At 67.5% G+C, this 26,491-nt stretch carries 20 protein-coding genes; 5 read left to right on the top strand and 15 right to left on the bottom strand.

Going from position 1 to position 26,491, the window contains the following annotated elements; all coding sequences use genetic code 11:
- Window positions 1–8 precede the first annotated feature (8 nt).
- From argH to argC, 8 genes are all read right to left on the bottom strand, one after another.
- A complete protein-coding gene (gene argH, locus F7O44_RS09835; protein WP_162450011.1) occupies window positions 9–1,460 on the bottom strand; it encodes an argininosuccinate lyase in 1,452 nt (483 codons plus the stop codon).
- 147 nt (window positions 1,461–1,607) lie between these two features.
- Window positions 1,608–2,816 carry an argininosuccinate synthase gene (locus tag F7O44_RS09830; RefSeq protein WP_162450010.1) on the bottom strand — a complete coding sequence of 403 codons (1,209 nt, stop codon included), beginning with the start codon at window positions 2,814–2,816 and terminating at the stop codon, window positions 1,608–1,610.
- A gap of 21 nt (window positions 2,817–2,837) precedes the next feature.
- Window positions 2,838–3,443, bottom strand: coding sequence for an arginine repressor (locus F7O44_RS09825; protein WP_162450009.1), 606 nt, complete (start codon window positions 3,441–3,443; stop codon window positions 2,838–2,840).
- Window positions 3,440–4,375 carry an ornithine carbamoyltransferase gene (gene argF, locus F7O44_RS09820; protein ID WP_162450008.1) on the bottom strand — a complete coding sequence of 312 codons (936 nt, stop codon included), beginning with the start codon at window positions 4,373–4,375 and terminating at the stop codon, window positions 3,440–3,442. The genes F7O44_RS09825 and argF overlap by 4 nt, the downstream gene beginning before the upstream one ends.
- A 139-nt stretch (window positions 4,376–4,514) precedes the next feature.
- On the bottom strand, window positions 4,515–5,783 hold the full coding sequence (locus F7O44_RS09815; protein ID WP_162450007.1) for an acetylornithine transaminase: 1,269 nt from the start codon (window positions 5,781–5,783) through the stop codon (window positions 4,515–4,517).
- Complete coding sequence (gene argB / locus F7O44_RS09810; RefSeq protein WP_343073857.1) at window positions 5,780–6,598, bottom strand: acetylglutamate kinase; 819 nt, start codon at window positions 6,596–6,598, stop codon at window positions 5,780–5,782. Before argB ends, F7O44_RS09815 begins: the two co-directional genes overlap by 4 nt.
- Before the next feature lie 125 nt (window positions 6,599–6,723).
- The gene (argJ, locus tag F7O44_RS09805; RefSeq protein ID WP_162450005.1) at window positions 6,724–7,881 is read right to left on the bottom strand and encodes a bifunctional glutamate N-acetyltransferase/amino-acid acetyltransferase ArgJ; all 1,158 of its coding nucleotides are present in this window, start codon (window positions 7,879–7,881) and stop codon (window positions 6,724–6,726) included.
- A 222-nt stretch (window positions 7,882–8,103) separates the two neighbouring features.
- Entirely contained in the window at window positions 8,104–9,156 is a 1,053-nt protein-coding gene (gene argC / locus F7O44_RS09800; protein WP_162450004.1) for an N-acetyl-gamma-glutamyl-phosphate reductase, read from the bottom strand.
- Window positions 9,157–9,339: 183 nt separating this feature from the next.
- On the opposite strand from argC, the gene F7O44_RS09795 reads away from it, so the two are divergent.
- Window positions 9,340–10,308, top strand: a complete 969-nt coding sequence (locus tag F7O44_RS09795) for a phosphotransferase (protein ID WP_162450003.1) — start codon at window positions 9,340–9,342, stop codon at window positions 10,306–10,308.
- Between the two features lie 104 nt (window positions 10,309–10,412).
- Here the strand turns inward: F7O44_RS09795 and F7O44_RS09790 are convergent, their stop codons facing one another.
- The 3 genes from F7O44_RS09790 to F7O44_RS09780 form a co-directional block, all read right to left on the bottom strand.
- The gene (locus F7O44_RS09790; RefSeq protein WP_162450002.1) at window positions 10,413–10,955 is read right to left on the bottom strand and encodes a pyridoxamine 5'-phosphate oxidase family protein; all 543 of its coding nucleotides are present in this window, start codon (window positions 10,953–10,955) and stop codon (window positions 10,413–10,415) included.
- 31 nt (window positions 10,956–10,986) lie between these two features.
- Window positions 10,987–12,633 carry an MFS transporter gene (locus tag F7O44_RS09785; protein ID WP_162450001.1) on the bottom strand — a complete coding sequence of 549 codons (1,647 nt, stop codon included), beginning with the start codon at window positions 12,631–12,633 and terminating at the stop codon, window positions 10,987–10,989.
- A gap of 71 nt (window positions 12,634–12,704) precedes the next feature.
- Complete coding sequence (locus F7O44_RS09780) at window positions 12,705–13,253, bottom strand: NADPH-dependent FMN reductase (protein ID WP_162450000.1); 549 nt, start codon at window positions 13,251–13,253, stop codon at window positions 12,705–12,707.
- 222 nt (window positions 13,254–13,475) lie between these two features.
- Between F7O44_RS09780 and F7O44_RS09775 the strand changes: the two genes are divergently transcribed.
- The 3 genes from F7O44_RS09775 to F7O44_RS31035 all read left to right on the top strand — a co-directional run bounded on the left by F7O44_RS09775 (window position 13,476) and on the right by F7O44_RS31035 (window position 17,891).
- Window positions 13,476–16,823, top strand: coding sequence for an AfsR/SARP family transcriptional regulator (locus F7O44_RS09775; protein ID WP_162449999.1), 3,348 nt, complete (start codon window positions 13,476–13,478; stop codon window positions 16,821–16,823).
- 82 nt (window positions 16,824–16,905) lie between these two features.
- Complete coding sequence (locus F7O44_RS09770) at window positions 16,906–17,343, top strand: nitroreductase/quinone reductase family protein (RefSeq protein WP_162449998.1); 438 nt, start codon at window positions 16,906–16,908, stop codon at window positions 17,341–17,343.
- Window positions 17,344–17,420: 77 nt separating this feature from the next.
- Window positions 17,421–17,891, top strand: a complete 471-nt coding sequence (locus F7O44_RS31035; RefSeq protein WP_162449997.1) for a GNAT family N-acetyltransferase — start codon at window positions 17,421–17,423, stop codon at window positions 17,889–17,891.
- 181 nt (window positions 17,892–18,072) lie between these two features.
- On the opposite strand, the gene F7O44_RS09760 is transcribed toward F7O44_RS31035, so the two are convergent.
- The 4 genes from F7O44_RS09760 to F7O44_RS09745 all read right to left on the bottom strand — a co-directional run bounded on the left by F7O44_RS09760 (window position 18,073) and on the right by F7O44_RS09745 (window position 24,823).
- Entirely contained in the window at window positions 18,073–19,890 is a 1,818-nt protein-coding gene (locus tag F7O44_RS09760; protein WP_162449996.1) for a serine hydrolase domain-containing protein, read from the bottom strand.
- 35 nt (window positions 19,891–19,925) lie between these two features.
- The gene (locus F7O44_RS09755; protein WP_162449995.1) at window positions 19,926–21,272 is read right to left on the bottom strand and encodes an exo-beta-N-acetylmuramidase NamZ family protein; all 1,347 of its coding nucleotides are present in this window, start codon (window positions 21,270–21,272) and stop codon (window positions 19,926–19,928) included.
- An 89-nt stretch (window positions 21,273–21,361) separates the two neighbouring features.
- Window positions 21,362–23,143 carry a glycoside hydrolase family 3 protein gene (locus F7O44_RS09750; protein ID WP_222851222.1) on the bottom strand — a complete coding sequence of 594 codons (1,782 nt, stop codon included), beginning with the start codon at window positions 23,141–23,143 and terminating at the stop codon, window positions 21,362–21,364.
- A gap of 315 nt (window positions 23,144–23,458) precedes the next feature.
- On the bottom strand, window positions 23,459–24,823 hold the full coding sequence (locus F7O44_RS09745; RefSeq protein ID WP_162449993.1) for a pectate lyase family protein: 1,365 nt from the start codon (window positions 24,821–24,823) through the stop codon (window positions 23,459–23,461).
- Between the two features lie 643 nt (window positions 24,824–25,466).
- Between F7O44_RS09745 and F7O44_RS09740 the strand changes: the two genes are divergently transcribed.
- Window positions 25,467–26,474, top strand: a complete 1,008-nt coding sequence (locus F7O44_RS09740; protein ID WP_162449992.1) for a substrate-binding domain-containing protein — start codon at window positions 25,467–25,469, stop codon at window positions 26,472–26,474.
- Window positions 26,475–26,491 lie beyond the last annotated feature (17 nt).

Genomic DNA, 26,491 nt, shown 5'->3' with positions numbered 1-26,491 from the left:
CCGAGGCCTCAGTCCGCAGGACGCACGGGAGTGGCGAAGCCGCGGGCAGCGGCGGATTCGGCACGGATCTCCACGAGCTGGTCGCGGACCCGGTCCGGAGCAGTGCCACCCTTCGCCGACCGGGACGCCAGCGCGCCGGGCACGCTGAGTACCTCGCGGACGGCCGGAGTGAGGTGTTCCGACACGGCCGCGAGGTCGTCGTCGCTCAGATCCCACAACTCGATCCCGCGTTCCTCACAGACCCGGACGCAGGAACCGGCGATCTCGTGTGCCTCGCGGAACGTCACGCCCTGCCGCACCAGCCACTCCGCCACGTCCGTGGCCAGCGAGAATCCCTGCGGCGCCAGCTCCTCCAGGCGTTCGGTGTTGAACCGGAGTGTTGCGATCATCCCGGTGAACGCCGGCAACAGCAGCGCCAGCGAATCCACCGAGTCGAACACCGGCTCCTTGTCTTCCTGCAGGTCCCGGTTGTACGCCAGCGGCAGCGCCTTCAGCGTCGTCATCAGCCCGGAGAGGTTCCCGACGAGCCGTCCCGCCTTGCCCCGCGCCAGCTCGGCGACGTCGGGGTTCTTCTTCTGCGGCATGATCGACGAGCCGGTGGCCCAGGCGTCGTCGAGCTCGACGAAGGAGAACTCCTTGGTCGCCCACAAGATGACCTCCTCGGCCAGCCGCGAGACGTCAATACCGATCATGGCCAGCACGAACGTCATCTCGGCGATGAAGTCACGCGACGCCGTCCCGTCGATCGAGTTCTCTACCGCCCCGGAGAAGCCGAGCTCGTGTGCGACGTATTCCGGGTCCAACCCGAGCGACGAACCCGCGAGTGCCCCGGACCCGTACGGCGACTGGTCGGTGCGACGATCCCAGTCCCGCAACCGGTCCACGTCGCGCAACAGCGGCCATGCGTGGGCCAGGAGGTGGTGTGAGAGCAGCACCGGCTGCGCGTGCTGCAGGTGGGTACGGCCGGGCATCGCGACCCCGAGGTGCTGGTCGGCATGTCCCGCGAGGGCATCGACGAGGTCGAGCACCTGTCCGGCGATGCCACGGGCCGCGTCCCGCAGGTACATCCGGGGCAGAGTGGCGATCTGGTCGTTGCGGGAGCGCCCGGCGCGCAGTTTGCCACCAAGATCCGGGCCGACGCGTTCGATCAAGCCGCGTTCGAGGGCGGTGTGCACGTCCTCGTCATCAGGCGCCGGCTCGAAATCACCGGATGCGACGTCGGCGGCTAGCCGGTTGAGGCCGCGGATCATACCGGCGAGCTCGTCGTCGCTCAGTAGCCCGGCCCGGTGCAGGACGTTCGCGTGCGCCTTCGAGCCGGCGATATCTTGGCCCGCCAGCCGCCAGTCGAACTGGGTGGATTTCGACAGCGCGGCCAGCGCGTCGGCGGGGCCGCCGCCGAAGCGCCCGCCCCACAGGCTCACCGTCTCGTCCGACTGCCCTGGCTGCTCCGCCTCAGACATCTGTCTCCTATTCTCCTTCTCCGTGATCGTGTGCAGATTCGCGCCTTCCCCTCCCGTGATCGTGTGCAGGATCCGGTCGCTATAGCGACGCGAATCTGCTCACGATCACGGGAGGGGTGGGGCACGGATCTGCTCATGATCACGGGCTTAGGCGTGCTTCTGGTCGCGAACGGCGGCGAGCTTAGTCGACATGCCGAACAGCTCGATGAACCCCTTGGCGTGGGACTGGTCGAACGTGTCGCCGGTGTCGTAGGTGGCCAGCCCGAAATCGTACAAGCTCTGCTCGGAGCGCCGCCCCGTGACGACGGCGCGGCCGCCGTGAAGCGTCATCCGGACCTCGCCGGACACATGCGCGTTGGCCTCATCGATGAACCCGTCCAGCGCCTTCTTCAGCGGCGACGACCACTGCCCGTCATACACGAGCTCGCCCCACCGCTGGTCGACGGTCCGCTTGAACCGCGCCAGCTCCCGCTCGACGGTGACGTTCTCCAGCTCCTGGTGCGCGGTGATCAGCGCGAGCGCACCCGGCGCCTCGTAGACCTCGCGGCTCTTGATCCCCACCAGCCGGTCCTCCACCATGTCCAGCCGACCGACGCCCTGAGCGCCGGCCCGCTGGTTGAGCAGTTCGATCGCCTGCAGCATGGTGACGGTCTCGCCGTCGATGGCGACCGGGCGGCCGGCGTCGAAGGTGATGACGACCTCGTCGGGATCGCGCGGCGTCGCCGGGTTGGCCGTATAGCTGTACACCGCTTCCGTCGGCGGATTCCAGATGTCCTCGAGGAAGCCGGTCTCGACGGCGCGGCCCCACACGTTCTGGTCGATCGAGAACGGGTTCGTCTTGGTGGTCTCGATCGGCAGCTCGTGCTTCTCGGCGTACTCGATCGCCTTGTCGCGGGTCAGCGCGAGATCACGCACCGGCGCGATGCATTTCAGGTCCGGAGCGAGCGCGGTGATGCCGACCTCGAAACGCACCTGGTCGTTGCCCTTGCCGGTGCAGCCGTGCCCGACCGTTGTCGCTCCGTGCAGGCGCGCTGCCTCCACCAGATGCTTGACGATCACCGGCCGGGACAACGCGGACACCAGCGGGTAGCGGTCCATGTACAGGGCGTTCGCCTTGAGCGCCGGCAGGCAGTACTCATCGGCGAACTCGTCGCGAGCGTCGGCGACGTAGGCCTCGACCGCGCCACAGGCCATCGCCCGTTTGCGGATGGTGTCGAGGTCTTCGCCGCCCTGGCCGACATCGACGGCGACGGCGATCACCTCCGCGCCAGTGGCCTCGGCGATCCAGCCGATGGCGACGGAGGTGTCGAGACCTCCGGAGTATGCGAGAACGATCCGCTCGGATGTGGCAGACATGGTGGGCTCCTATGAGGATGATCAGTCTGGGAATGGTGAATTCACGTCGGTGGGATCAGCGGCTGCGAACGCCGACGACGACGGCCCGCTCGACCCGTCATCCGGCGCGAAACCCGGCGCGACGTCGGGAACACGCCCTTCGGCCAGACCGAGGAACCACTGCGCGACCTGCTCTCCGCCGGCTGGGTCCGCACTGATGACCAGCACAGTATCGTCGCCGGCGATGGTGCCGAGCAGTTCGGGGCGGGCCGCGTGGTCGATGGCGGAGGCCAGGTACTGCGCGGCGCCGGGCGGGGTCCGCAGGACGACGAGGTTGGCTGAGCTGCGCGCCGAGGTCAGGATCTCCTCGCAGACCCGGATCAGCCGGGCGTCGACGGCTCCTTCCTCGGCCGCCCGCGGCGTCGGGTCGCCGCCCTCCGACGGCAACGCGTAGACCAGCCAACCCTGCGAGTTGCGTATCTTGACCGCGCCCAGCTCGTCGAGGTCCCGCGACAGGGTGCCCTGGGTGACCTCGATGCCGCTGCCAGCGAGCCGCTCGGCCAGTTCAGTCTGCGACCGGACCGGATGCTGGGCCAGGATCTCGGAGATCTGGGCGTGCCGCGCGGCGCGCGTCGTCGGCGGGGTCATCGTCGTTCCACCTCCTGCCGGAGGAGCCAGGTCAGCAGGGCTTTCTGTGCGTGCAGCCGGTTCTCGGCCTCATCCCACACCGCGCTAGCCGGGCCGTCGATGACGTCGGCGGCGATCTCCTTGCCCCGGTAGGCCGGCAGACAATGCAGGACAACCGGTTCTGGTGCGGCGATCTCTACGGCCTTCGCCGTCAGGGCGTAGGGCACGAACGGCGCCTCGCGATCCGCGGACTCCCCTTCCTGCCCCATGGACACCCAGGTGTCCGTCGCCAGCACATCGGCGCCGGCGAACGCGTCGGCGGGATCGACGACGTGCGCCACTGACCCGCCGGTCCGTTCGGCCAGGGCCGCAGCCTTGGAGAGCACTCCGGCGTCCGGCGCGTAGGCCTGCGGGGCAGCGATCCGCACGTGCATGCCCGCGTTGGCGCCGGCCAGCAGGTAGGAGTGCGCCATGTTGTTGGCACCGTCGCCCGCGTAGGTCAGGGTCAACCCGGCCAGCGCGCCTTTACGTTCACGCACTGTCTGCAGGTCGGCCAGCAGTTGGCAGGGGTGGTACAGGTCGGTCAGCGCGTTCACAACGGGCACTGTGGACGCCGCGGCCATCTGTTCCAGGCGAGCCTGGTCGTAGGTGCGCCACACGATCGCCGCACACTGGCGATCCAACACGCGGGCGGTGTCCTCGATGGGCTCGCCCCGCCCCATCTGCGACGTCTGCGCGTCGATGACCAGCGGATACCCGCCGAGCTCGGCGATACCGACACTGAACGACACCCGGGTCCGGGTGGAGTGCTTGTCGAAGATCACGGCGACGGAGCGCGGCCCTTCGAGAGGACGGTGCGCGAACCGGTCCGCCTTGACTTCATCGGCAAGATCGAGGACATCGGTCAGCTCTGCGGGCGACAGATCGTCATCGGCCAGAAAGTGCCGGACCATCACGCCTCCTTCACGGTGATCGGTGTGCTGGGGGTCGAAACGTTGGAGCAAGCTTCGTGGCCTCGCGTAACGGGTAGCGCGCCGAGACCGGCCCGAAACGTTACGGGAGGCCACGAAGCTAGGTCACTTGGCGTGCTCATTAGCTCTCCCTGGCAGCGTCGAGCAGTCTCGGCAGCGCGGTGAGAAACTCGTCGGCCTGGGCCGTGGTGAGGATGAGCGGCGGCGCGAGCCGCACGGTGTCCGGCGCGACCGGGTTCACGATGAGCCCGGCTTCCAGCGCCACGGCGGCGAACCTCGGCGCTACTGGTTCCGCCAGGCCGATGCCCAGCAACAGGCCGCTGCCGCGAACGCCGGTGATCAGTGGATGTTTCAGCCTGTGCACGCCGTCGGCCAGGTGGCGGCCTACGCTGCGCACATTCGCGAGCAACCCGTCCCGGTCGATCGCGTGCAGAACAGCCAGCCCGGCGGCGGCCGCGACCGGGTTGCCACCGAACGTCGTTCCGTGGGATCCAGGCCCCAGTAGATCGCCCGCCGCCCCGAGCCCGATACACGCGCCGATGGGCAGCCCTCCCCCGAGGCCCTTGGCCACGGTGACGACGTCGGGCGTGATCTGCGCGGTGTGGTGGGCGAACCACTGGCCGGTGCGGCCGATGCCGGTCTGCACCTCGTCGAGGATGAGCAATGCGCCGTGGTTCGCGGTGATCTCCCGGGCGGCGGCCAGGTACCCGGGCGGCGCCACACGGACACCGGCCTCTCCCTGGACCGGTTCGAGGATGACCGCAGCGGTGTGGGTGTCGACGGCGTTCCGCAGCGCGTCGACGTCGCCGTACGGGACGTGCTCCACCCCGGCCGGCATCGGCTCGAACGGCTCCCGGATCGAGGGCTTACCGGTGAGCGCCAGCGCGCCCATGGTGCGACCATGGAACCCGCCCTCTGCCGCCACGATCTTCGGCCGGCCGGTGCGCCGCGCGATCTTGAACGCGGCTTCATTGGCCTCCGTGCCGGAGTTGGTGAAGAACACCTTGCCGGCGTGTGAGGCGTCGGACCCGGCATCAAGTAGCTCCAGCAAGCGCTCGGCGAGCGCGACTTGGGGCGCCGAGGCGAAGAAGTTGGACACGTGCCCGAGGGTCGCCAGCTGTGCCGTCACCGTGGACACGAGCAGCGGATGAGCGTGCCCGAGCGCGTTCACCGCGAGGCCGCCGAGCATGTCGAGGTAGCGACGCCCGTCGGCGTCCCACACATAGCAGCCTTCGCCACGCACCAGAACTCGCTGCGGCGTGCCGAAGGTGTTCATCAGCACCTGACCGTAACGCTGCGTCCACGCTTCGCCGTTGGTGATGCTCTCCGTGGAACCGGACAGGCCCGGCACCTCCGCGAGCTGGGCGGATGTGTTGGCTGGTGTCGTCATGACGGCACCACCATGGTTCCCACTCCTTCGTCGGTGAAGACCTCGAGCAGCAGCGAGTTGGGCTGGCGCCCGTCGATGACGGTGGCCTCCGGCACCCCGCCCTGGACCGCGCGCAGGCAAGCACGCATCTTCGGCACCATGCCCGAGTCAAGACTGGGCACAAGTTCGGCCAGCTCGGCGTCGGTCATCTCCTTGATGATGTCCGTGCTGTTCGGCCAATCGCGGTACAGGCCTTCGACGTCGGTCAGGACGACGAGCTTCTCCGCTCCCAGGGCTACGGCCAGGGCCGCGGCGGCGGTATCGGCGTTGACGTTGTGCACCACGCCGTCGACGTCAGGCGCGATCGACGAGACAACGGGGATGCGCCCGGCGTCGATCAGGTCGTTGACGGCGTCGGCGTTCACCTTGGCGACGTCGCCGACGAGGCCGATGTCCACCTCTTCCCCGTCGATGACGGCGGGCTGGCGTTCGGCGGTGAACAGGCCTGCGTCCTCGCCGGACAGGCCGACCGCGAACGGGCCGTGGGCGTTCACCAGGCCGACAAGCTCCCGCCCCACCTGGCCGAACAGCACCATCCGCACGACGTCCATCGCCTCCGGCGTCGTGACCCTCAGCCCGCCGCGGAACTCGCTGGCGATGTCGAGCTTGTTCAGCATCGCCGAGATCTGTGGCCCCCCGCCGTGGACCACGACGGGCTTGAGGCCGGCCAGGCGCAGGAAGACGATGTCGTCGGCGAAGGCGCGCTTGAGTTTGTCGTCGACCATCGCGTTGCCGCCGTACTTGATCACGACGATCTTGCCGTGGAACCGCTTCATCCAGGGCAGCGCCTCCACGAGCACGCCCGCCTTGGCCAGCGCCTCGTGGTGGTCCTTGCGTCCTGCAAGGGGTGCGCTGGAGGCCTCACTTTGCAGGACGCTATTGGGGGTGTCGGGGATATCGCTCATGTCGAGTAGGCCGAATTCTCGTGGACGTAGTCATGGGTGAGATCGCTGGTCAGCAGTGTGGCCGACGAGGCCCCGGCGCCGAGGTCCACCTCGACGCGGGCGTGCCGTGGCGACATGTCGACGGTGTCGGCGGGGTCACCGGCCTTCGTGCCGCCAGCCCGGCATACCTGCACGCCGTTGATCGCGACGTCGATGTGCTGCGGCTCGAACACCGCGTCCGTGGTGCCGATCGCCGCGAGCACCCGGCCCCAGTTCGGATCGTTACCGAACACGGCGGCTTTGAAGAGGTTGCTGCGCGCGATCGCCCGGCCGACGGACACGGCATCGTCTTCACTCGCCGCTCCGGCCACGGCGATCTCGATGTCGTGGTGGGCGCCCTCGGCGTCGGTCCACAGCTGTTGAGTCAGGTCGGCGCAGACGGCCTTGACCGCCGCCGCCAGCTCCTCGGCACTCGGTTCCACCCCTGATGACCCGCTGGCCAGGAGGAACACGGTGTCGTTGGTAGACATACAGCCGTCGGTGTCGAGCCGGTCGAACGTCGTCCTGGTGGCCTGACGCAGCGCGGCATCCAGGGCACCGGAGGTCGCGACCGCGTCCGTCGTGATCACCACCAGCATCGTCGCCAGGCCGGGCGCCAGCATCCCGGCACCTTTGGCCATGCCGCCGACGCTCCAGCCGGCACCGCCGCTGACCGCCTGCTTGGGTTTGGTGTCCGTGGTCATGATGGCGGTGGCGGCGTCGGGACCACCGTCGTCGGAAAGAGCTTGGTGCGCGGCTCGGATGCCGGCCTCCAGCAGCGGACGGTCCAGCGGCTGCCCGATCAGGCCGGTGGAACAGACTCCCACGTCGAAGGCGCCGCCGCCGATCAGCTCAGCGACGAGTTCCGCGCTGGCGTGGGTGGTCTGAAAGCCTTCCGGCCCGTTGTAGCAGTTGGCGCCGCCGGAGTTGAGGACGACGGCGTCCAGCTTGCCGTCGGCGATGGTGCGCTCGCTCCAAAGCACCGGGTTGGCCTTGCACCGGTTGGACGTGAACACGGCGGCGGCGTCGCGGCGCGGACCGTCGTTCACAACGAGCGCGACGTCCGGCTTGCCGCTCGGTTTCAGGCCGGCGGTGACACCGGAGGCCCGGAAACCGGCTGCTGCGGTGACAGACATGGGGAGACTCCTTCTATGCGGACACGGAGGATGTGGACACGATGACGAAAGTGATGGATCGTCGTCGTTTCCGTGTCGCGGCGGTCTGGCTAAGACGACCCGGCAAATGGAGTCTCTCCATGGCGTGGCGCGCATCGGCGAGCGAGGCACGAGCGAGTCCGCTGAGCGAGGAGAGACTCCATTTGCCGGGCGCACTAAGTCCGTCAGACTCGCTGGTCCAGGTCATGGGGCCACCCCGGTGGTGGGCAGGCCGAGCGTCTCGGGCCGGCCGAGGGCCAGGTTCATGCACTGAACCGCCGCCCCGGCGGTGCCCTTGGTGAGGTTGTCGATGGCCGCGACCGCGACCAGCCGCCCGGCCCGTTCGTCGACCGTCACTTGGATGTGCGCGGTATTGGCGCCGACGGTTGCGGCCGTCGTCGGCCACTGGCCTTCGGGGAGCAGGTGGACGAACGGCTCGTCAGCGTAGGCCTTGCCCCAGGCGCTACGGGCATCGGAGCTGGTCACGCCGTTGTTGAGCTTGGCGGTGACGGTGGCGAGGATGCCCCGGCTCATCGGCACGAGCGTGGGGGTGAACGAAAGGCTGATCGGCGCGCCGGCGGCCAGCGCCAGGTTCTGCTCGATCTCCGGGATGTGCCGGTGTCCGCCGCCGACCGCGTAGGGGCTAGCGGCGCCCAGGATCTCACTGGCAAGCAACTGCGTCTTGAGTGACTTCCCGGCGCCCGACGGGCCGTTGGCCAGCACGGCCACGATGTCGGTGGGCGCGATCACGCCCGCGGCGAGCCCGGGGGCCATGGCTAGGGTGACGGCGGTGACGTTGCAGCCCGGCACCGCGATGCGCCGCGCGTTCGCCAGGCGCTCGCGCTGCTTGGAGCCGTCGGCGTGGACCAGCTCTGGCAGCCCGTAAGGCCAGCTGCCGGCGTGTTCGGTGCCGTAGAACTGTTTCCAGGCATCCGGATCGGTCAGCCGGTGGTCGGCTCCGCAGTCGACGACGAGCGTGTTCTCCGACATGGCTGCCGCGATCTCCGCGCTCGCTCCGTGTGGGAGCGCGAGAGCCACGGCGTCATGCCCGTCCAGGACGTCGGGCGTCGTCGGCTGAAGGGTTCGACCGGCCAGCCCGATCAGGTTCGGGTGGTGCCGCCCGAGCTTGTCCCCCGCGCTCGAGTGCGCGGTGACCGCGCCCACCTCGAACTCGGGATGGTTGGACAGCAGGCGCAGCAGTTCCCCGCCCGCATACCCGCTGGCACCTGCTACCGCGACCGTCGTGACCATATTCATGAGTATGCACCGCAATGCATGGCCATGCAAGTCCGTATCGGTCGGAGGGGGTTCGCGCCCGCACTTCAATACCGCCAGGTGGCTTCAACGGTCTGGAACAGCCGCGAAGTCAACCTGGCGGTATTGAAGTCGCGGAAAACAAATGAGTTGTCCGCTCTGGCGCGAAATGGCCACCATGGGCTGATGGAATCCCCAGGTACGGCTGCCGGGCAGGAGCTGGCGTTCGACAACAACACCCGCTTGGAGTGGGTTGATCTTCCGGTCCAGGTCCGGGCCGGTATCGAAGACCTGCTCGGCTCCGCCGTCGTCACCGCAGAGAACCAGCGCGGAGGCTTCTCCCCCGGCATGGCCGCGAGGGTGCGCTGCACGGACGGCCGTCGTGCCTTCGTCAAAGCCGCTGGCCAGGCAGTGAATCCACACACGCCCGGCATCTACCGAACCGAAGCAAACGTGATGCGCCAGTTGCCGGCTCGAGTGCCGGCGCCGGCGATGCGCGGCAGTTACGACGACGGCGAGTGGGTCGCGTTGATCTTCGATGAGGTCCCCGGGTCGCCACCTCAGCAACCGTGGACCAGCGACGAACTCCGGCTGGTCCTGGATGCCTTGGCGGACATGTCCCGCGCGCTGACGCCGTGCCCGATCGACGACGTCGCCAAGGCCAGCGACGAACTACGCGCGGACATGCTGTGCTATCGCGAGCTTGCGAGTGCGCCGCCGGCCGATCTCGACCCCTGGGAGCGACGCCACCTCGACCGGCTCGCCGACCTGGCCGCCTCCGCCCTCGACCATCTCGACGGCGACACTCTGGTTCACCTCGATATCCGAGCCGACAATGTCCTGTTCGACGCCGCGCGGGCGTGGTTTGTCGACTGGCCGTGGGCGTGCCGTGGCGCCGTCTGGATCGACTCCGTCATGCTCTTGCTCGACGCTGCCAATCACGGGATCGACCCCGACCCCATCGTGGCTGAGCATCCCCTGTTGACAGACGTCGCCCCCGATCACATCACCGCATTCATCGCCGGCCTGTGCGGCTATTTCGCGTTGCACTCCCGTCGCCCGGCGCCCCAGGGCCTGCCGACGGTGCGTTCCTTCCAGCGGGCCAAGCACGTCACCACACTGGAGTGGGTCCGCCGCCGCACCGGCTGGAACTAGCGTCCCGGGCCGTTACGACGGCTGCACGCCCCGACGTCCGCATCCCCATCGGGTGATCGTCAGTACGTTGTGGTTGTCATCCTGCAACCGCAACGTACTGACGATCACCCGATAGGGACCACAAGGTACTGATGATCACCGGGAAACTCGGGGGTGGTTATGTGGGTGAGCGCCACTGGCGTGCCGGCCGCCAGCTCCCGGCCCCAGAGCACCTGCACCCGCCAGCCGTCCAGACGCAGGACCTCGTATTCAGGGTCTGACGGCCCGCGCCTCCAGTACGCCCCGGGGTCGTAGCCGACACCCCGCGGGCTGCCTTTCTGGTACAACTTCCAGACCTCGTCCTTGGTGTCCCGGTCGCTCACCCAGCTCGCCACGGTGTCGACGGCAACGGTGTTCTGGGCCGGGCTCCAGTACGAGAACGTGGCGTGCGGGTTGGTCGCCAGGTGCGCTGTCTTGACCGGAGTCCGGTACGTCGCCAGCCACCCGACCGGTTGGCCGCCGACCACCTGCCAGATCGGCAGCAGCACCCGCGCGCGGGGCCGGCCTTTCGGGTCCACCGTGGTCATCGTCGCGTAGACGACGTCGCCGACGATCCGGTCGAAGTCCGCCTTGAGCTCACTGAACGAGTTCACCTGACGTACGGGCATCAGACTGCTCCTTGTTTCGACGTTCGGTCCTTCACCGGGCACCGGCGGGCACGACGCCCCCGGTCCCGGTGGGCCGCTCCCCTTCCGCGGGGAGCACATCGCCATCGGCCACGGCGGACGAACCCGTATCGGCATGCGGCGCGGCGTCACTCGTCGGCGGCACCCTCCGCAGGATTGTCATCGACAGCACCGCGGCTGCGAGGGCGAGCACCGCGGCGATTCCTGCCGCCACGTTCAAACCGTTCGTGAACGCCGCCCGGGCGGGATCGAGCAGCGTGTACGCCGCCGACGCGGGCAGTTCGTGGACCGCCGCGAGCGCCCCCGGGAGGGTGTCTCGCGCACCGTCGGCCGCCACGTCGGACAGCCCGGACGGGACGTCGTTCGCCATGCCGGTCCGATAAACCGCCGTACCGATGCTGCCCAGGATGGCGATACCGAGCGAGAGTCCGAGGTCGCTGGCCGTCGTGTTGACCGCCGACGCCGCGCCCGCCTTCTCCGGAGGCGCGGACCCGATGACCAGGTTGGTGGTCAGCGCCATGGTGGGCGCGATGCCCGGGTACAGGATGTAGAAGCCGACGATCAGCAGCGTCAAACCCGACGGACTACCCACCTGGGTGAGAACGCCGTAGCCGGCGGCCGAGAAGAGCAGACCGGCCGCGATGATCGACGACGGCCGGAACCGGCGGGCCAGCGACGGCGAGACCGTCGAGGCGACCACCAGCAGCAACGCCGCCGGCAAGATCCACAGCCCGGCTTCGAGCGGGGACAGCTCGGCCACCAGCTGAAGGTACTGGGTGAAGAGGAGGTAGACACCGCCGAGCGCTACCGCTGCCAGCAAGAACACGCCCAAGGCGCCACTGAAGACGCGGTTACCGAACAGCCGGACGTCGAGCAGCGGGTTGGGCAGGCGCAGCTGCCTGCGAACGAAGACGACGGCCATGAGCACACCAACGGCCAGCGCGAGCGCCGGCACGGCGACAGCATCGGCCTTGGCGAGTTCCTTGATGCCGTAGACGAAGGGGAACAACGCCGCCATCGACAGCGCCACACTGAGAACGTCCAAGCGTCCCGCGTTCGGTGCACGGTACTCCGGCACCAGCAGCGGGGCCGCGATCACCACAAGCGCCATCACCGGAACGCCGACGAGAAGGGCGGCGCCCCACCAGAACGTCTCGAGCAGTAGTCCCCCCACCAGCGGCCCGACGGCGACGCCAACGGACACCGACGCCGCCCACATACCAATGGCAGTGGCCCGTTGGCGGGCGTTCTGGAACATATTGCTGATGAGCGACAGCGTGGCCGGCATGACGGCCGCCGCGCCCAGGCCCATGACGGCGCGCGCGGCGATCAGCACCTCCACGCTGCTTGAGAACGCCGCCACCGTCGACGCCGCGCCGAACGCCACAGCGCCGAAGAGCAGCACGCGGCGCCGCCCGACCCGGTCACCGAGGGTGCCCATGGCGACCAGGAGACCGGCCATCATGAAGCCGTAGATGTCGTTGATCCACAACACTTGCGAGCTGCTGGGCTGCAGATCAGCCGCAATCTGGGGGGTGGCGAGAAAGAGTACGGTCATGGTCAGGAAGAGCAGGACGGTCGGCAACAGCAAGGTGGCGAGACCGAGCCATTCCTTGGCGCCAGCGCGCTGCGCGGGCGTGGCCAATTGGGCGGAAGACATGTGGAACCTTTCTGGGTTGTCGTGAGATGTCCGCGTCGCTGCGACGCGCATGCACTGACGAGTTCGGCGGGTCAGAACGCCGATACGTTCCGCGCCCGGCGGGCTGCTGCCACGAGCTCGGCGAGTAGCCGGTCGGCGGTGCTGTTCTGATCCGAAAGCCGGTGTTCGCCGCGGCCCTTCGGCTCAGTGTGGGCATCGACCGAGCTGATCACCGTGGCCTGTCTGTTCTGGAACGCCGAGTGGACGTCGCGCGGCACCGCCGTGTGCTGAGGGGCGGGCCCGTTCGTCACAAGTGCGACCGGCTTGCCGGCCCACGCCGATGTACACCAATCGAGGGCGTTACGGATCTGCTCAGGAACACCGGTAACGCTGCCCGGGAGGACCGCGACGAAGCCGTCTGCCTCGGTCAGCCAGGGCACGAGATCGTGTACGGCTGCTGGCTGCACTCCCCCTTCCGGCAGTGTGGCCGCCCGGCGATCCGGCAGGCGTGCGGTGGCGAGATCGATGAGGTCTACATCGACTTCGCCGAGCCGCCCGGCCCGGCGCGCGATCCAGTCCCCCACGGTCAGGTCTGCGGTCGTGCTCGCCAGAACTGAGATCCGTACGGCTTGCTGAGTCATCGCCGTTTCCTCTCTTCCAGCCGGAGTACCTGGTGATTGCCCCGGCCACCGCTCGGGGTAGATGTCCGAATCGGCGACCGGCTGACGAGCTTCACTCTGCGCAGCGGCGCTTCGGAATCACTCCAGGCGGACTCCAGACCGGCTACAGCCCACGCGGACCGCGAAGAACGACCGTCCGGTCACAGTGCGCTGGTGCCGGGCACGGCCACTAATGTGAGCAGCATGCGTTTCGGGGTGTTAGGGCCACTGGCTGTCTGGACAGCGGAGGGCCGGTTGATCCGCGTACCCGAGGTGAAGGTCCGCATCCTGCTGACGCACTTGCTGATCAGCAACGGCCGCGTAGTGCCGGCGGATCGGCTGATCGACGACATGTGGGGCGCAAACCTGCCAGCCAACCCCAGCGGCGCCCTGCAGACCAGGATCTCCCAGCTCAGGCGGGTCCTCGACGACGCGGCACCGGGCGGGCGCTCCCTGGTGACGTCCCAGGCACCTGGCTACGTTCTCGAGGCTGCCCCCGAGGACATCGACACCGGCCGGTTCCAGGCACTCGTGGCCCGGGCGCACACCGCCGACGACGCACAGACGAAAGCGTCCCTGCTGGCAGATGCCCTGGCGTTGTGGCGAGGGCCGGCGCTCATCGATTTCCGCGACGAGGATTTCGCCCGCCCGGAGATCGTCCGCCTCGATGAGCTGCGCCTGACTGCCGTGGAAGAGCAGGCGGAGGCAAGACTTGAACTCGGCGAACACACGCTGCTGGCTGACGAGCTCAGCGAGCTGGTAGCTCAGCACCCGCTCCGTGAGCGGTTGCGCGCCGCGCAGCTGCGGGCGCTTTACCGTGCCGGTCGCCAGAGCGAGGCGTTGGACAGCTATCGCAGGCTCCGTGCGGAACTTGCCGACGAGCTGGGCGTGGATCCGAGTCCCGAGCTCAACACGCTGTACGAGGCCATACTCCGCCAGGACCCGCAGCTGGCCGCCCATCCGCCCAGGACAGCGGCGAGGCCGGTCCCGGGCAACCTGCCGTCGGCATTGACCAGCCTGGTCGGCCGCGAAACGGCGGTGGACGAGGTCGGGCAACTGCTGGATTCGGATCGCCTCGTCACCCTGACCGGCCCGGGAGGGATCGGCAAGACCAGCTTGGCGATCGAGGCGGCCCACCGCGTGCGCGGCTCGTTTCGCGACGGTGCGTGGCTGGTGGAGTTGGCCGGCGTCGTGCAACCGACGGGTGCGCATCCAGACTCGGCAGACCCCACCCAGGCGGCGGCAGGGCTGGCTGCTGTCGCGGAAACGGTCACCGCAGCGCTCAACGTTCGCGACGAATCCAGCATGCCCGTCCCGGGTGCGGCAGCGGATCCGATGGTGATGGCCTCGCAGCTCGCGGAAGCGCTGCGCGCCAAACACATGCTCGTGGTTCTGGACAACTGCGAGCACGTAGCGGATGCCGTGGCCACGCTGACGACCACCTTGTTGCGCGCGGCTCCTGAGCTGCGGATCGTCGTTACCAGCCAACGTTCCCTCAACGTGACCGGCGAGCGGCTGTGGACGGTGCCCCCGCTGACGCTGCCCGCGCCACGAAGTGACCTCCAGGCGTTGCAGGCCTCCAGCGCCGTCCAACTGTTCGTGGAGAGAGCCGCGGCCGCCGCCCCCGGGTTCGCACTGGACGCCACCAACGCCGAGGTGGTCGAGCACATCTGCCGCCGCCTGGACGGACTACCGCTCGCGCTGGAACTGGCTGCCACCCGGGTGCGTGCGCTGGGCGTGCATGAACTGGCCGCTCGCCTGGACGACCGCTTCCGAGTGCTCGGTACCGGCCAGCCGCGGACCCAGACTCAGCATCGAACGCTGCGAGCCATGATCGAGTGGAGCTGGAGCTTGCTGGACCCAGCTCAACAGACGGTGCTACGCCGCCTGGCCGTGCACGCCGACGGATGTACGCTGCGCGCCGCCGAAGCCGTGTCCGCCGGTGCCGGTGAGGCCGGTGAGGACGTCGCTCGCGAGGACGTCGTCGACATACTCTCCGACTTGGTGGATCGGTCTCTGGTGGTGGTCGCCGAGCACAGCGCCGGCGACGGGCCACGCTACCGGCTGCTGGAGTCAGTCGCCGCCTACGCCGAGGAACAGCTGCGCGCCGCCGGTGAAGCCGAGCATGTCCGGGACCGGCATCGTCGGTATTACCTGGAGCTCCTCACGACGGCCGGCGCACACCTGCACGGACCTGCCCAACGCGAGTGGCTGCTGCGGCTGGACACCGAGTTCGGCAATCTGCGCCGCGCGTTCGAAAGCGCGGTCGCCGACGGTGATCCGGGCGCGGCTCTGCAGATGGCCAACCAGTCCGCGTGGTATTGGGTGTTGCGCGGCCGGTTCCGGGAAGGCCGTCGTTGGCTGGAAACGGCGTGCTCGATGCCGACCGCTGTCCCAGACCTTGAATCGGCCCGTGCCACCGCCCACATCTGGCAGGCTGCGCTCACCCTCCGGCTCGGTGAGCCGGCCGCAGCGCCCGTCGTCGTTGCGGCAACGACGGAACCACGCGATCTCAATCAGCTGGCTGGTCGGGCGCGGGCCGAGTGGTTTCTCAGCTTCGCTCGCATCGGCATCGGCGACGCGGCTGCCACTGAAGAGTTGACCCGGCGCACCCTGGGCGTCTTCCAAGCCATCGGCGACCAATGGGGGACCGCCGCGGCGCTGGGCACACTGGCCCAGCAGATGATGCTACGCGGACAACTGGCGCAAGTACGCGAGCACGGTGAGAAGAGCATGGACCTCTTCACCGAGCTGGGCGATCGGTGGGGACAGCTGCACGCTTCCTTCGCGCTGGGCTCCCTGGCGCAGGTGATCGGCCGGTACGACGAGGCCGCACGCTGGCATCGGGACGGGTTCCGCATGGCCGAGGAGCTGGAACTGGGCACGGAGGTCAGTGACAAGCTGATCGCGCTGGGCCGGGTCGCACTGTTGAAAGGCGACTATGCCCGGGCCGACGAGCTGCACCAGCAGGCTCGGGAGCGTGCGGCCGAACAGGGATATGTCGTCGGCCAGGTGTTTGCCGACACCGGCCTTGCGCTGTCCGCTCGCCGGCAAGGCAACCTTGAGACGGCCGAGTCGCTGCTGCTCTCCGTCCTCGATTGGGAACAGCGTTTGGACTCCGACGCCGGCGCCGCCTTGATACTCGCCGAACTCGGATTCGTCGCCGAGCAGCGCGGTGACCAGCAGGCAGCGCTGTCATTTCAGCTAGATGGGCTGTCCGCTGCCCGGCGAACCGGTGACCCGAGGGCCGTGGCGCTCGCTCTGGAAGGACTGGCGGGTGCGTTGAGTGCAGGTGCACTGAGTTCGGACGCGCCAACCGGCTGGGCAGCCCGTCTGCTGGGCACTGCGGCAGCTGTACGCGAGTCCACCGGCGCACCGTTGCCGGCAGCGGAACGAGGCGACGTCGACCGTATCGCGGCCTCGGTGCGAGCAATCCTGGGTGGCGCCGAATTCTCCTCGGAGTTCGAGCACGGGAGAGCCGCGGAGCTGGAGCAATGCCTCGCCGCAGTGGATCGCCGCTGGCCGTCCGTCGTCGACCCGAAGGCTGTCTGAAGGAATTCCGAAGCCGCGCTCGGCAGTGTCGCCTCCATCGCACATCGTCAATCCCGGCGATAAGCACACGAGAGGAAGCGACATGACTGCACAGGTAACCGATAGCCCGGACCCAGCCGTCGCCGACCACGTCCGCCGTTACCTCGCGACCGATGGCGCCGATGGATACCTCGAGGGAGGCAGCACGAACCTGGTGCTGACCACCGTCGGCCGCAGCACCGGTCAACGGCGGCGCACCGGGCTGTTCTTCGGACAGGACGGCGAGCGTCTCGTACTAGTCGCTAGCGGAGTACGTTTCGGCGATCCGACTCTGCCCCATTGGTATCGCAATCTGCGCGCCAATCCAGAGGTCGAGGTCCAGATCCGCGCCGAACGCTTCACCGCCCTGGCCCGGATCGCCGAAGGGGCCGAACGGACCCGGCTGTGGCGGCTGATGGCCGACGACGCGCCCGTCTTCGAACGACATCAAGCCTCGGTGCCACATGACATCCCGGTGGTGGTGCTCGAACGGACATCGTGAACGACGCGTTGCCGGCGAGAACGCGGGCAGAACGCCGCTCCGAACTCACGGACCGCGGACAGCCCTATACTGAGCCGGTGGACGCCACGATCAGGCGCGCGACCAGGAGAGATGCTAGGCGCATCACCACGCTGATCCATTCCTCCAGCGCCTACCACGGCCAGTACGCGTCAATCCTCTGGGACTACCGCGTGACCGGCGAGTACCTGGACCGGCACGAGGTCTTCGTGGCAACTGACCGCGGCGGTCGATTGCTCGGGTTCTACGCACTACTACTCGATCCGCCGGAGCTCGATCTCGCGTTCGTCGCCGACGACGCACAGGGCAGCGGGCTCGGCCGCGCGCTGATCGAGCATATGATCGCTCAGGCGCACGCGGCTGGATTGCCGACCGTGCGGGTCGTGTCGCATCCGCCGGCCGAGATGTTCTACCGCCGTCTCGGGGCCGAACGGATCGGCACCGTTGCGGCACGGCCACCGGCCGTCCCATGGGAGCGTCCCGAACTCGAGTTCAGGATCCACGCCGCGGAAGCCCCGCCCCAGAGCTGACGCCCACGCCGCCCTGCCCTCAAGCCCCCGCCCCGACCGTCTCCCCCACTCCCGCAAAGCCCGTGTACACCCACCCCACCGCAGAAAAGGCCGCCGCCCCTTCGGTGATCGTCAGTGGGTTGTGGTCGCGGCCTCACAACCACACCCCACTGACGATCACCGATAAGGGGGTGGTGAAATCTCAGTTGGCGGATTCGGTCCAGCCGTCGAGGACAACGCGGGCAGCATCGGCAGGACGCTGGCCGTTGAACAGCGCACCGCGGCGGTCGGTGACCCGCACGCCGTCGACGTACACGCCGCGGCCGCGGGACGGAGTGCTCCGCTCACCGGTGTAACTCCAGCGCAGATGCGTCGTTCCAGCTGGCAAGCCGGCGGTTGCGCGTACCCATTGGCGCCCCTGGAAGCCCGAGAACGTCCCGTCGCTGGACCAGCGGTAGTTGTCCACTTCGAGGTCGAACGGCACCTGGTCCCAGCTCTCCCCTTCGTCCGATGACGCCTCGAGCCGCCCGACGTCGAATCCGGCCTCGGTGTCGTACCAGAGCCGGAATGACACCCGCGGCCCATGATCGGCCGGCCGTGAGAACGGCACGGTGAGAGTGTGAGTCGAGTCGTGGGGCTGACCGGAGTACCAGGCCGTACGGCCAACGGCCGGGCTGACCGGCATGGCCCGGCCAAGATGGCGCGCAGCCGCCTGCCTGGCCAGGTTGTTGCTGCCCCAGCCGCGATCGGGATGGACCCGGTTGGTGAGCAGCACGACAAACGTGCTCGACAACGGGTCGATGACCAGCGACGTCCCGGTGAACCCGGTGTGACCGAACGTCACGGGCGAATCGATCGAGGCCATGTACCAGGGCTTGTGCAGCTCGAATCCGAGCCCACGGCGCGCTTCGGAACCGGGCGGCAGGCCGTCGTTCTGGTTGGTGATCGCCTGCCGCATGATGTCCTCGGACAAGATCCGTTCTCCGCCGTACTCCCCTCCGTTCAGCAGCATCTGGCTGAACACGGCCAGATCCGCCGCGGTGGAGAACAGGCCCGCGTGGCCGGCGACCCCGTTCAGAGACCAGGCGTTCTCGTCATGCACCTCACCCCGGACGATGCCGCGGCCGATCGACGACATGTCCTCGGTCGCCGCGACCCGGTGATGCAACGACTCCGGCGGGTTGAACATGGTGTCCGTCATGCCGAGAGGCTCTGCGATGCGCTCGGCGACGAGCTGATCCAACGACGCGCCCGCGACCCGCTCGGCCAGTTTGCCCAGCGTGATCAGGCCGATGTCTGAGTAGACGTACTGGGTTCCGGGCGGGTTCTGGAGGTCGGCGGCATACACCGCCGCGATTCGTTCCTCCGGCGTGTCGTACCCCGAATGCAGCGGCAGCCAGGCCGGGAGCCCAGCGGTGTGAGTCAGCAACTGCCGCACAGTCACCTGATCCTTGCCGTTCTCGGCGAACTCCGGGACGTAGTGCGCTGCAGGAGTGTCCAGGCCGACGGCGCCGTCCTCGATCAGCTGCAGGATCACCACCGTGCAGAAGAGCTTCGTCACCGAAGCCAGGTCGAAGATCGTGTCCGTTTCCGCGGCGACCCACTGGTCATGCGGCAGTTCGGTGCCGTCGATGTCGGCATAGCGCAGCGCGTGACCCATCGCGGAGTGCTCGACGACCACCCCGTCCTTGGCGGCCAGCACTACGGCCCCGGCGTACATCGGCCGGTCCGGGTTCTCCGGCGTGGTGTCCAGATATGCGGTCAGGCTCGGCACGATCCGGCCCACATGCTCGGCGAGCAGCCCGACGTCGCCGGGCGAGCCAGAACTCAGCGTCCGATCCGGCGTGAAGCGGACGTCGTCGCCAGTCACGGTGGGCGGCCCGGTCAGCTGCCCTCCCGAGCCGGCGGCCAGAACCGGTCTGATGGCGGCCGACGCCGCTCCCGCCGTCGCCGGCACACTCACGGTGGCTGCCAATCCTGCCCCGATGGTCCGTAGGAAGTCTCGTCTCGATGTGCTCATCTGTCTCCTCTCGGCAACGACGCCAGCACGGGCTGCTAACGCTTGCCGCGCTGCCGGTGGTAGATGAGGTGCTCCTCCCTGATGGTGCGGAAGCCGGCGAGGTCGTCCTGCCAGCCCGCGACCACCTCGTCGGCGCTGAGTCCGTCCTCGATCGCGGTATACACCCAGGTGGTTCCGGTGAGTAAGTCGATCCACCGGCGCCCTGCCGTGCCCGGCCGCCAGAACTCCATGTCGTCCGGCTGCAGCTTGCGTGCCTCGATGAGCATCGCGATCGCGGTGTGGATCGGGTCGAAGGCATCGCGGTCGGTGACGTAGACCTGTACGCCGCCGCACACCTGGCCGGCGTATTTGGCGAAAGTCGGGTTGAAGTAGTTCTCGCGGAACCGCACGCCCGGCAGGTCGAGGGCGTTGAGTGCTTCCTCCCACTCGTGGTTGACATGGGGGGCACCGATCAGCTCGAACGGCCGGGTGGTGCCACGACCCTCGGCCACACCTTGCGTGCTGTGGCCGGCCTCGAACAGGCAGGTGCCGGGATACACGACCGCGGTGTCCACCGTCGGCATGTTCGGCGACGGCATCACCCAGGGCAGGCCGGTCTCCTCGAACCACATGTCGCGGAACCAGCCGCGCATGGGCACCACCTCGAGGTCGACCCCGCTGCCCGCCTCACCTGGCAAGAATTCAGCGTTGAACAGCTGGGCCAGCTCGCCCACAGTCATCCCGTGCTGCTGGCTGATCTCCCGCTGGCCCACAAACGAAGATTGGTCGGGATAGTTCAGCACCGGACCCATCGCCTGCCGGCCGGTGATCGGGTTGGGCCGGTCGAGCACGACGAAACGCAGATCCAGCTGGGCGGCCGCCACCATGGACCAGTACATGGTCCAGATGTAGGTGTAGAAGCGGGCGCCGACGTCCTGGATGTCGAACACAATCGTGTCGAGGCCGACGTCGTCCTTGACCTCGCTGAACAGGTCGACGATCTGACTCGGCGGCAGGCTGGCGTAGGCGTCGTACACCGTGACGCCGGTCTTCTCGTCGACGAACGAGTCCTCTCCTTCGCCGGCCTGAGAGCTGCCACGGAAGCCGTGTTCCGGACCGAAGGCAGCCACGACGTCAACGCCTCCACGTAACACCATGTCGTCGACTTCGTGGGTCAGGTCCGGCAGCACCCCGGTCGGATTGGAGATGATCCCCACCCGCTGGCCGTCGAGGAGCTTGTAGTCCTGCCGGGCCAGCTCCTCGATCCCGCTGCGTACTTTGCGCGGCCGCTGCCCTCCGCCTGCCGGTCCGCCGGCTGCAGGTCCGCCGGCGGCGCTGGCGCCGCCGATGAACGGCACGCCGGCGAGTCCTCCGAACCCGGCCAGGAATCGTCTGCGTCGCATCACTGTCTCCTCCACTCGCGCCTTGCGTCCTGCAGACCGAGCGCCAGGGGCCTCACCCTGCAGGACGCTACGTACCAGATATCGCGGATTCAGTAGCTCAGACCGTGTCCGTAGGGGTACAGGGGCACATCCGACTCCTCCGCGGTCGGGATCGTGACGGGGAGCGTGCCCTGCGGAGAGTTCTCGCCGAACAAGACTCTCGTCGCGGCTTCCAGAGCTTCGATCCCGTAGGAGTACGTCGCCAGATAGGTCTCGACCCCGGGCATGTAAGCGATGTCATAGGCGTCACGCACAGCGACGACGGCTACCGGCGTCCCGGTGGCGACCAGCGCCTCGACCAGGTCCCGTTGGCCGCTGTTGCCCGGTCTCCAGGCATTCATCGTGGTCACCACCACCAGGTCGCTGTCGGCCGCCCGTGCCACCACCTCGTCGATGGCAGCTTGACCCGGATTCGCTCCGGTCTGGAAGACGTCGGTGGACGGCCCCCGCTCGCCGATCACGTTCGCGAAGTTCTGGGTAGTGGTGACGCCCCAGCCGGTGACCAGCACGTCGTCGTCGCCCGGATTCCACGGCAGCACACCCGCATCGTTGGCGACAAGCGTGGTGGTCGCGTCGCTCACCCGCTGCGCCTCCGCATAGTGCTCGGGGATGCCGACCACGTCGTCGATCGCGTCGATCTTCACGAACGGGTCCTTGTACAGACCGCGCTGGTACTTCAGCCGGAGGATCCTATAGAGCGACTCGTCGATCCGCCGCTCGGTGATCTCGCCGTCGCGCACGGCATCGAGCACCGCGTTATAGGCGAGGTCGATGTCCGGCGGCATGAGCAGCATGTCCACGCCCGCTTTGAGCGCCAGCACCGGGACCCGCTCGTCGCCGTAGTGCTCCCGCACGCCAGCCATGTCGAGCGCGTCGGTGACGACGACGCCGTCGTACCCCAGTTCCTCACGCAGGAAGCCGGTGAGGATCGGCTCCGACAACGTCGCCGGGTCCTCCGCCGGATCAAGCGCGGGAACGATGATGTGCGCGGTCATGATCGCGTCGATGCCAGCCTCGACAGCGGCCTCGAATGGCGGCGCGTCGATCTCCCACCACTCCTGCACACTGTGGTGGATGATGGGTACCCCGATGTGACTGTCGGTGTCGGTGTTTCCGTGGCCCGGGAAGTGCTTGGCGGTGGCGGCGACGTTCTCCTGCCGGTACCCAGCGGCCTGCGCCACCGTCATCTCCGCGACCAGTTGTGGGTTCTCGGCGAACGAACGTACGGCGATGACTGGGTTGAGCGGATTGATGTTCACGTCGGCGACGGGTGCGTAGTTCTGGTTGATACCGAGCGCACGAAGCTCCGCACCGGTGATCCGGGCAGCTGTGCGAGCGTCGTCAGTACTGCGGCCGGCACCGAGCGCCATGTTGCCGGGGAACTGGGTGGCCGGTGGGCCGACCCGGGTGACGAGGCCCTGCTCCTGGTCGGTGGAGATCAGCATGGGGATGCGCATACGCTGGCTCAGGGCCGCGTTCTGAATGCCGTTGGACAGGTTGGCGATCTGGGCCGGATTGCTGACGTTGTCAGACCAGGCAAAATAGATCATCCCACCGAGCTTGTAGGTGTCGATCAGCTCGCGGGCGGTGTCGACGCCGTGTGCTGCCTGGTTGCGAGGGTCGACAGTGTCGACGGTTTCACCGTAGGCGTAGGTGACGAATAGCTGGCCGACCTTCTCTTCCAAGGTCATCCGCCGGATCTGATTGATGATCCAGCCACGTGGGACGCGATCATCGTGCACTGACGGCTTCCCCGGCCGCTCGTCGGCGTTTGCGGCGAGTGTCCCGGGAACGACGGTGAGCGTACCGAGCAGGCTGAGGACCGACGCCATGGCTAGCAGGCGAAAACGGCCTTTGCTGGTGGATGAGCGCTGGCAGGGACGATGGGACATGCGCTGCCTCCGGGGGTCTGAGATGCCCTTGGACAACGAGCGTTGGACCGGGAGTGAAGCGAGCGGCTTGGGGGCCTTGTAAACGGACTACCTTTGCTAGCGGATTCTGGAAATTTACCTACACGGCCGCGGGCTGGTCAATAGCGGATCGCACGGGGAACACCCACCCCTCCTCCCCGTTGATCATGGGCACCTGACGCCTATTCCGCGCCGAGAAGGCGCCAGGTGCCCATGATCAACGGAAGGTGGCCGGATCTACAGCGGGAACCCGCCCGCACCGGCCGATTTGCTCACGACGGCGGGCACCGCGATAGCAGGCAGCACCGGCCCTCTGCGCAACACCGGCGTCCATCCGGCGTCGTCGCCGAGCCCTGGGGTATTAATGGCGTTGAACTCGTCCAGCAGGCTCACCGGACGAGCTTTGCCCCGGCCAAGATCCGCCCAGGTGCCCTTCTCAGTGATGGCCGTGCCACCCCAGTCGTAGATGACCTCCGAGGCGTCGGCATCGGCGCCTTCGAAAGTGAAGTAGTTGCTCTCCGCGTAGATCTGAGACTCGACGCCAGCACCCCACGCGTAGTCGAAGTCGTGCGACTGCGCTGCGACGGCCAGCTTGTAGTAATTGTTGTAGATATCCACCTGACCGAACCGCACCCGCGGGGCACGCTGGCCGATACCGTCGAAGACATTGTGCCGCAGCGTGACGTTCAGGCGCCCGGGGTCGCCGCCACCCGGATTGTTCGTCGACCCGATCAACATCAGTTTGTCGTGATCCTTGAAAATGTTGTTGGAAACGGTGACGAGGTCCGCCGTATGAGTGATGTCGAGCTGGCCGTCGTATATCTCATATTTCCGGCCGAAGTACTCCGGCAGCTTCTCGGGTGATGTCAGGAACGTGTTGTTGTCGATCCAGAAATTCGATCCGCGACGTACCGATACGTGGTCGAAATGCGAATTCCAGTTGCCTTCCGCGCCGTCCGTGGGCCGCCAGCGCGGCTGGCAGTCGAACGCCTCGTCGAAGGTGATGTTGCGGATGATGACATTGTCGGCTCGATTGAACATCAACGTCAGGTGCCGCAGTGTAGCGCCAGGCAAGCCGATGAGAGTGGTGTTCGAGCCAACGTTGATCTGGGTGTGCGCCTCCTGGTTACGCATAGACCGCTCTCGCGCGTCCTCGAGCGGGCCTTGTGGATCGGTGTCCCAGCCCCAGACATCTGGGGCATAGGTCGCCAGGTACTCGTCGAAGTCATAATCGGGGTCCGCGAAATCCGCGCAGGTCAGCAACCCGCCGTCAGGACTCTCGAAGCCGTCGATCACACCGTCGACAAACACGATCTTCGGAGTGGCGTTGTCCTGATTGCTGTCGTTGTCTCCGCCGAGCGCGTCGATGAGCTCAGCCCGGCTCGACACCACATGAACGTCGCCCTCGGAGGCATTGGAGCCGCCGGTAGTGCCCGCGCCGGCGGATCCCCACCCGTCACCCTCCGGCAGCGCCTCACGGGCGTGCCTCATGGCCAGGTTGGAGACTCCGCCCGAGCCGTCGCCGCCATAGGCGACAGCCGCTGACGCAACGAGCACGACGCCCGCAGCCAGCGCCACTCCCCCAGATCTGGATCTTCGCATGATCTCAACTCCGTCCCTCATTCATTTCCCGGAATCTATGGGGACCGAAGATTAGTTAGGGCGTCAATTTGGCGTCAATAGATCCGATTTGCAGAAAATTTGCAGACTTTCCGCGGCATAGCAAAGCCCAAGCCAATTTCTCGATGAATAGTCGATCGGAAGTCGCACCACCCTGGGGAAGCCTTTCCCCGTTGATCATGGGCACCTGACGCCCATCCGGCGTCGAGAAGGCGCCATCCGCCCATGATCAACGGGTGATACGGAGGCGGCCACACGGGAGGGGCCGGAGGCCAAGCGGGCCCACACAGGCCGCGGGAACCACGGAGGCCTGGACGACGCGCCGCGGAATAGGTCCGGTGCCATCGCTACGTGTTCGGCTTGGACCTCGGTCGCGAGACTGCAAAGGATTGCAGCCTCCGTGCCGCGATGGTGGTGCCCCATCCGCCGGATGCCACCGCCGGGTGATCCGCGGCCGACGCTGAGAAATCGCTTTCATCAGCGACTTCGCCGCATAACGTTCCGACAACGGTTGGAGTCTTGAATCGTTCTTATGGATTGACAACTCCTACAAAGCCTTGCATAACTAGGCGCCAACGTTGTGATCCAAAGCACAGCGTCGCTCCATCCACAGAGAGGCCACGACGTGCCATCCACCATCCGCGATGTCGCCAGGGCGTCTGGGGTGCACATCTCCACCGTCTCCCGGACGTTCTCGGCACCCCACATGGTCAATTCCGAGACTCGGAGTCGTGTGCTCGCCACGGCCGAGAGCCTCGGCTACCGCCCGAACCGGGCCGCCAGGGCACTCATCACCGGGCAGACCGGCAATGTCGGGCTGATCGTGGCCGACATCGCCAACCCGTTCTTCCCGCCGCTGATCAAGGCTGCGCAAAGCCAGGCTCGTGGACGGGACTACAACATCTTCGTCGCCGAGACCGACGAAGACCCGATGGCCGAGGAAGACTTGGTTCATGCCCTGGCCAAGCAGGTAGACGGAGTGCTCCTTTGCAGCCCGCGTATGAGCAACGACCTCATCGAGAAGCTCTCCAAAGAAGTCCCGCTGGTCTTGATCAACCGCTCGGTGCCCAGCCTGCCTTGCGTCCTGATGGACGTCGGTCAAGGGGCGAGGCAGGCCGTGAACCACCTGATCGGACTCGGGCATACCCGGATCGCGATCCTCGGAGGTCCACGTGGCTCCTGGACGAGCCGCGAGATCCGAAAGGCGGCTGTCGTGGCGTGCCGCGCTGCCGACCTCGACCCCATCGTTATCGGCCCCAACCAGCCCACGGTGGACGGCGGCATGGCGGTGGCCGAGCACGTAGCGCGGGAAAGCGCTTGCTCTGTGATTGCCTACAACGACCTGATGGCCATCGGCGTCATCGAAGGCCTGAACTCGCTGGGCATTCGTGTCCCTGAAGACGTCAGCGTCGTCGGGTTCGACGACAGCGCTCTGGCGCGGATCAGCCGTCCGCGGCTGACCACGGTATCCAATCCCACTCCCGCGGCCGGCCGCATGGCCGTCGACATGCTTCTGCAGCTCAGCGACGACCGCCGGGCCGCAGGCCAGGTCATGCTCCAGACCGAGCTGGTGGTGCGCGGATCAACCGGTCCGGCCGGCAGCTCATCCGACACATCCACGGAAAGGAGGTGACGCCGTGACAAGCACCG

The organism is Phytoactinopolyspora mesophila, assembly GCF_010122465.1.
Lineage (GTDB): Bacteria > Actinomycetota > Actinomycetes > Jiangellales > Jiangellaceae > Phytoactinopolyspora > Phytoactinopolyspora mesophila.
The sequence above is the reverse complement of the archived record's forward strand: the minus strand, read 5'-3'. Positions and strand labels throughout refer to the sequence as shown.

Coding starts and splice junctions, on each gene's coding strand:
- argH (WP_162450011.1), bottom strand. CDS start 1,460: ATGTCTGAGGCGGAGCAGCCAGGGCAGTCGGACGAGACGGTGAGCCTG.
- F7O44_RS09830 (WP_162450010.1), bottom strand. CDS start 2,816: ATGTCTGCCACATCCGAGCGGATCGTTCTCGCATACTCCGGAGGTCTC.
- F7O44_RS09825 (WP_162450009.1), bottom strand. CDS start 3,443: ATGACCCCGCCGACGACGCGCGCCGCGCGGCACGCCCAGATCTCCGAG.
- argF (WP_162450008.1), bottom strand. CDS start 4,375: ATGGTCCGGCACTTTCTGGCCGATGACGATCTGTCGCCCGCAGAGCTG.
- F7O44_RS09815 (WP_162450007.1), bottom strand. CDS start 5,783: ATGACGACACCAGCCAACACATCCGCCCAGCTCGCGGAGGTGCCGGGC.
- argB (WP_343073857.1), bottom strand. CDS start 6,598: ATGAAGCGGTTCCACGGCAAGATCGTCGTGATCAAGTACGGCGGCAAC.
- argJ (WP_162450005.1), bottom strand. CDS start 7,881: ATGTCTGTCACCGCAGCAGCCGGTTTCCGGGCCTCCGGTGTCACCGCC.
- argC (WP_162450004.1), bottom strand. CDS start 9,156: ATGAATATGGTCACGACGGTCGCGGTAGCAGGTGCCAGCGGGTATGCG.
- F7O44_RS09795 (WP_162450003.1), top strand. CDS start 9,340: ATGGAATCCCCAGGTACGGCTGCCGGGCAGGAGCTGGCGTTCGACAAC.
- F7O44_RS09790 (WP_162450002.1), bottom strand. CDS start 10,955: ATGCCCGTACGTCAGGTGAACTCGTTCAGTGAGCTCAAGGCGGACTTC.
- F7O44_RS09785 (WP_162450001.1), bottom strand. CDS start 12,633: ATGTCTTCCGCCCAATTGGCCACGCCCGCGCAGCGCGCTGGCGCCAAG.
- F7O44_RS09780 (WP_162450000.1), bottom strand. CDS start 13,253: ATGACTCAGCAAGCCGTACGGATCTCAGTTCTGGCGAGCACGACCGCA.
- F7O44_RS09775 (WP_162449999.1), top strand. CDS start 13,476: ATGCGTTTCGGGGTGTTAGGGCCACTGGCTGTCTGGACAGCGGAGGGC.
- F7O44_RS09770 (WP_162449998.1), top strand. CDS start 16,906: ATGACTGCACAGGTAACCGATAGCCCGGACCCAGCCGTCGCCGACCAC.
- F7O44_RS09760 (WP_162449996.1), bottom strand. CDS start 19,890: ATGAGCACATCGAGACGAGACTTCCTACGGACCATCGGGGCAGGATTG.
- F7O44_RS09755 (WP_162449995.1), bottom strand. CDS start 21,272: ATGCGACGCAGACGATTCCTGGCCGGGTTCGGAGGACTCGCCGGCGTG.
- F7O44_RS09750 (WP_222851222.1), bottom strand. CDS start 23,143: ATGGCGTCGGTCCTCAGCCTGCTCGGTACGCTCACCGTCGTTCCCGGG.
- F7O44_RS09745 (WP_162449993.1), bottom strand. CDS start 24,823: ATGCGAAGATCCAGATCTGGGGGAGTGGCGCTGGCTGCGGGCGTCGTG.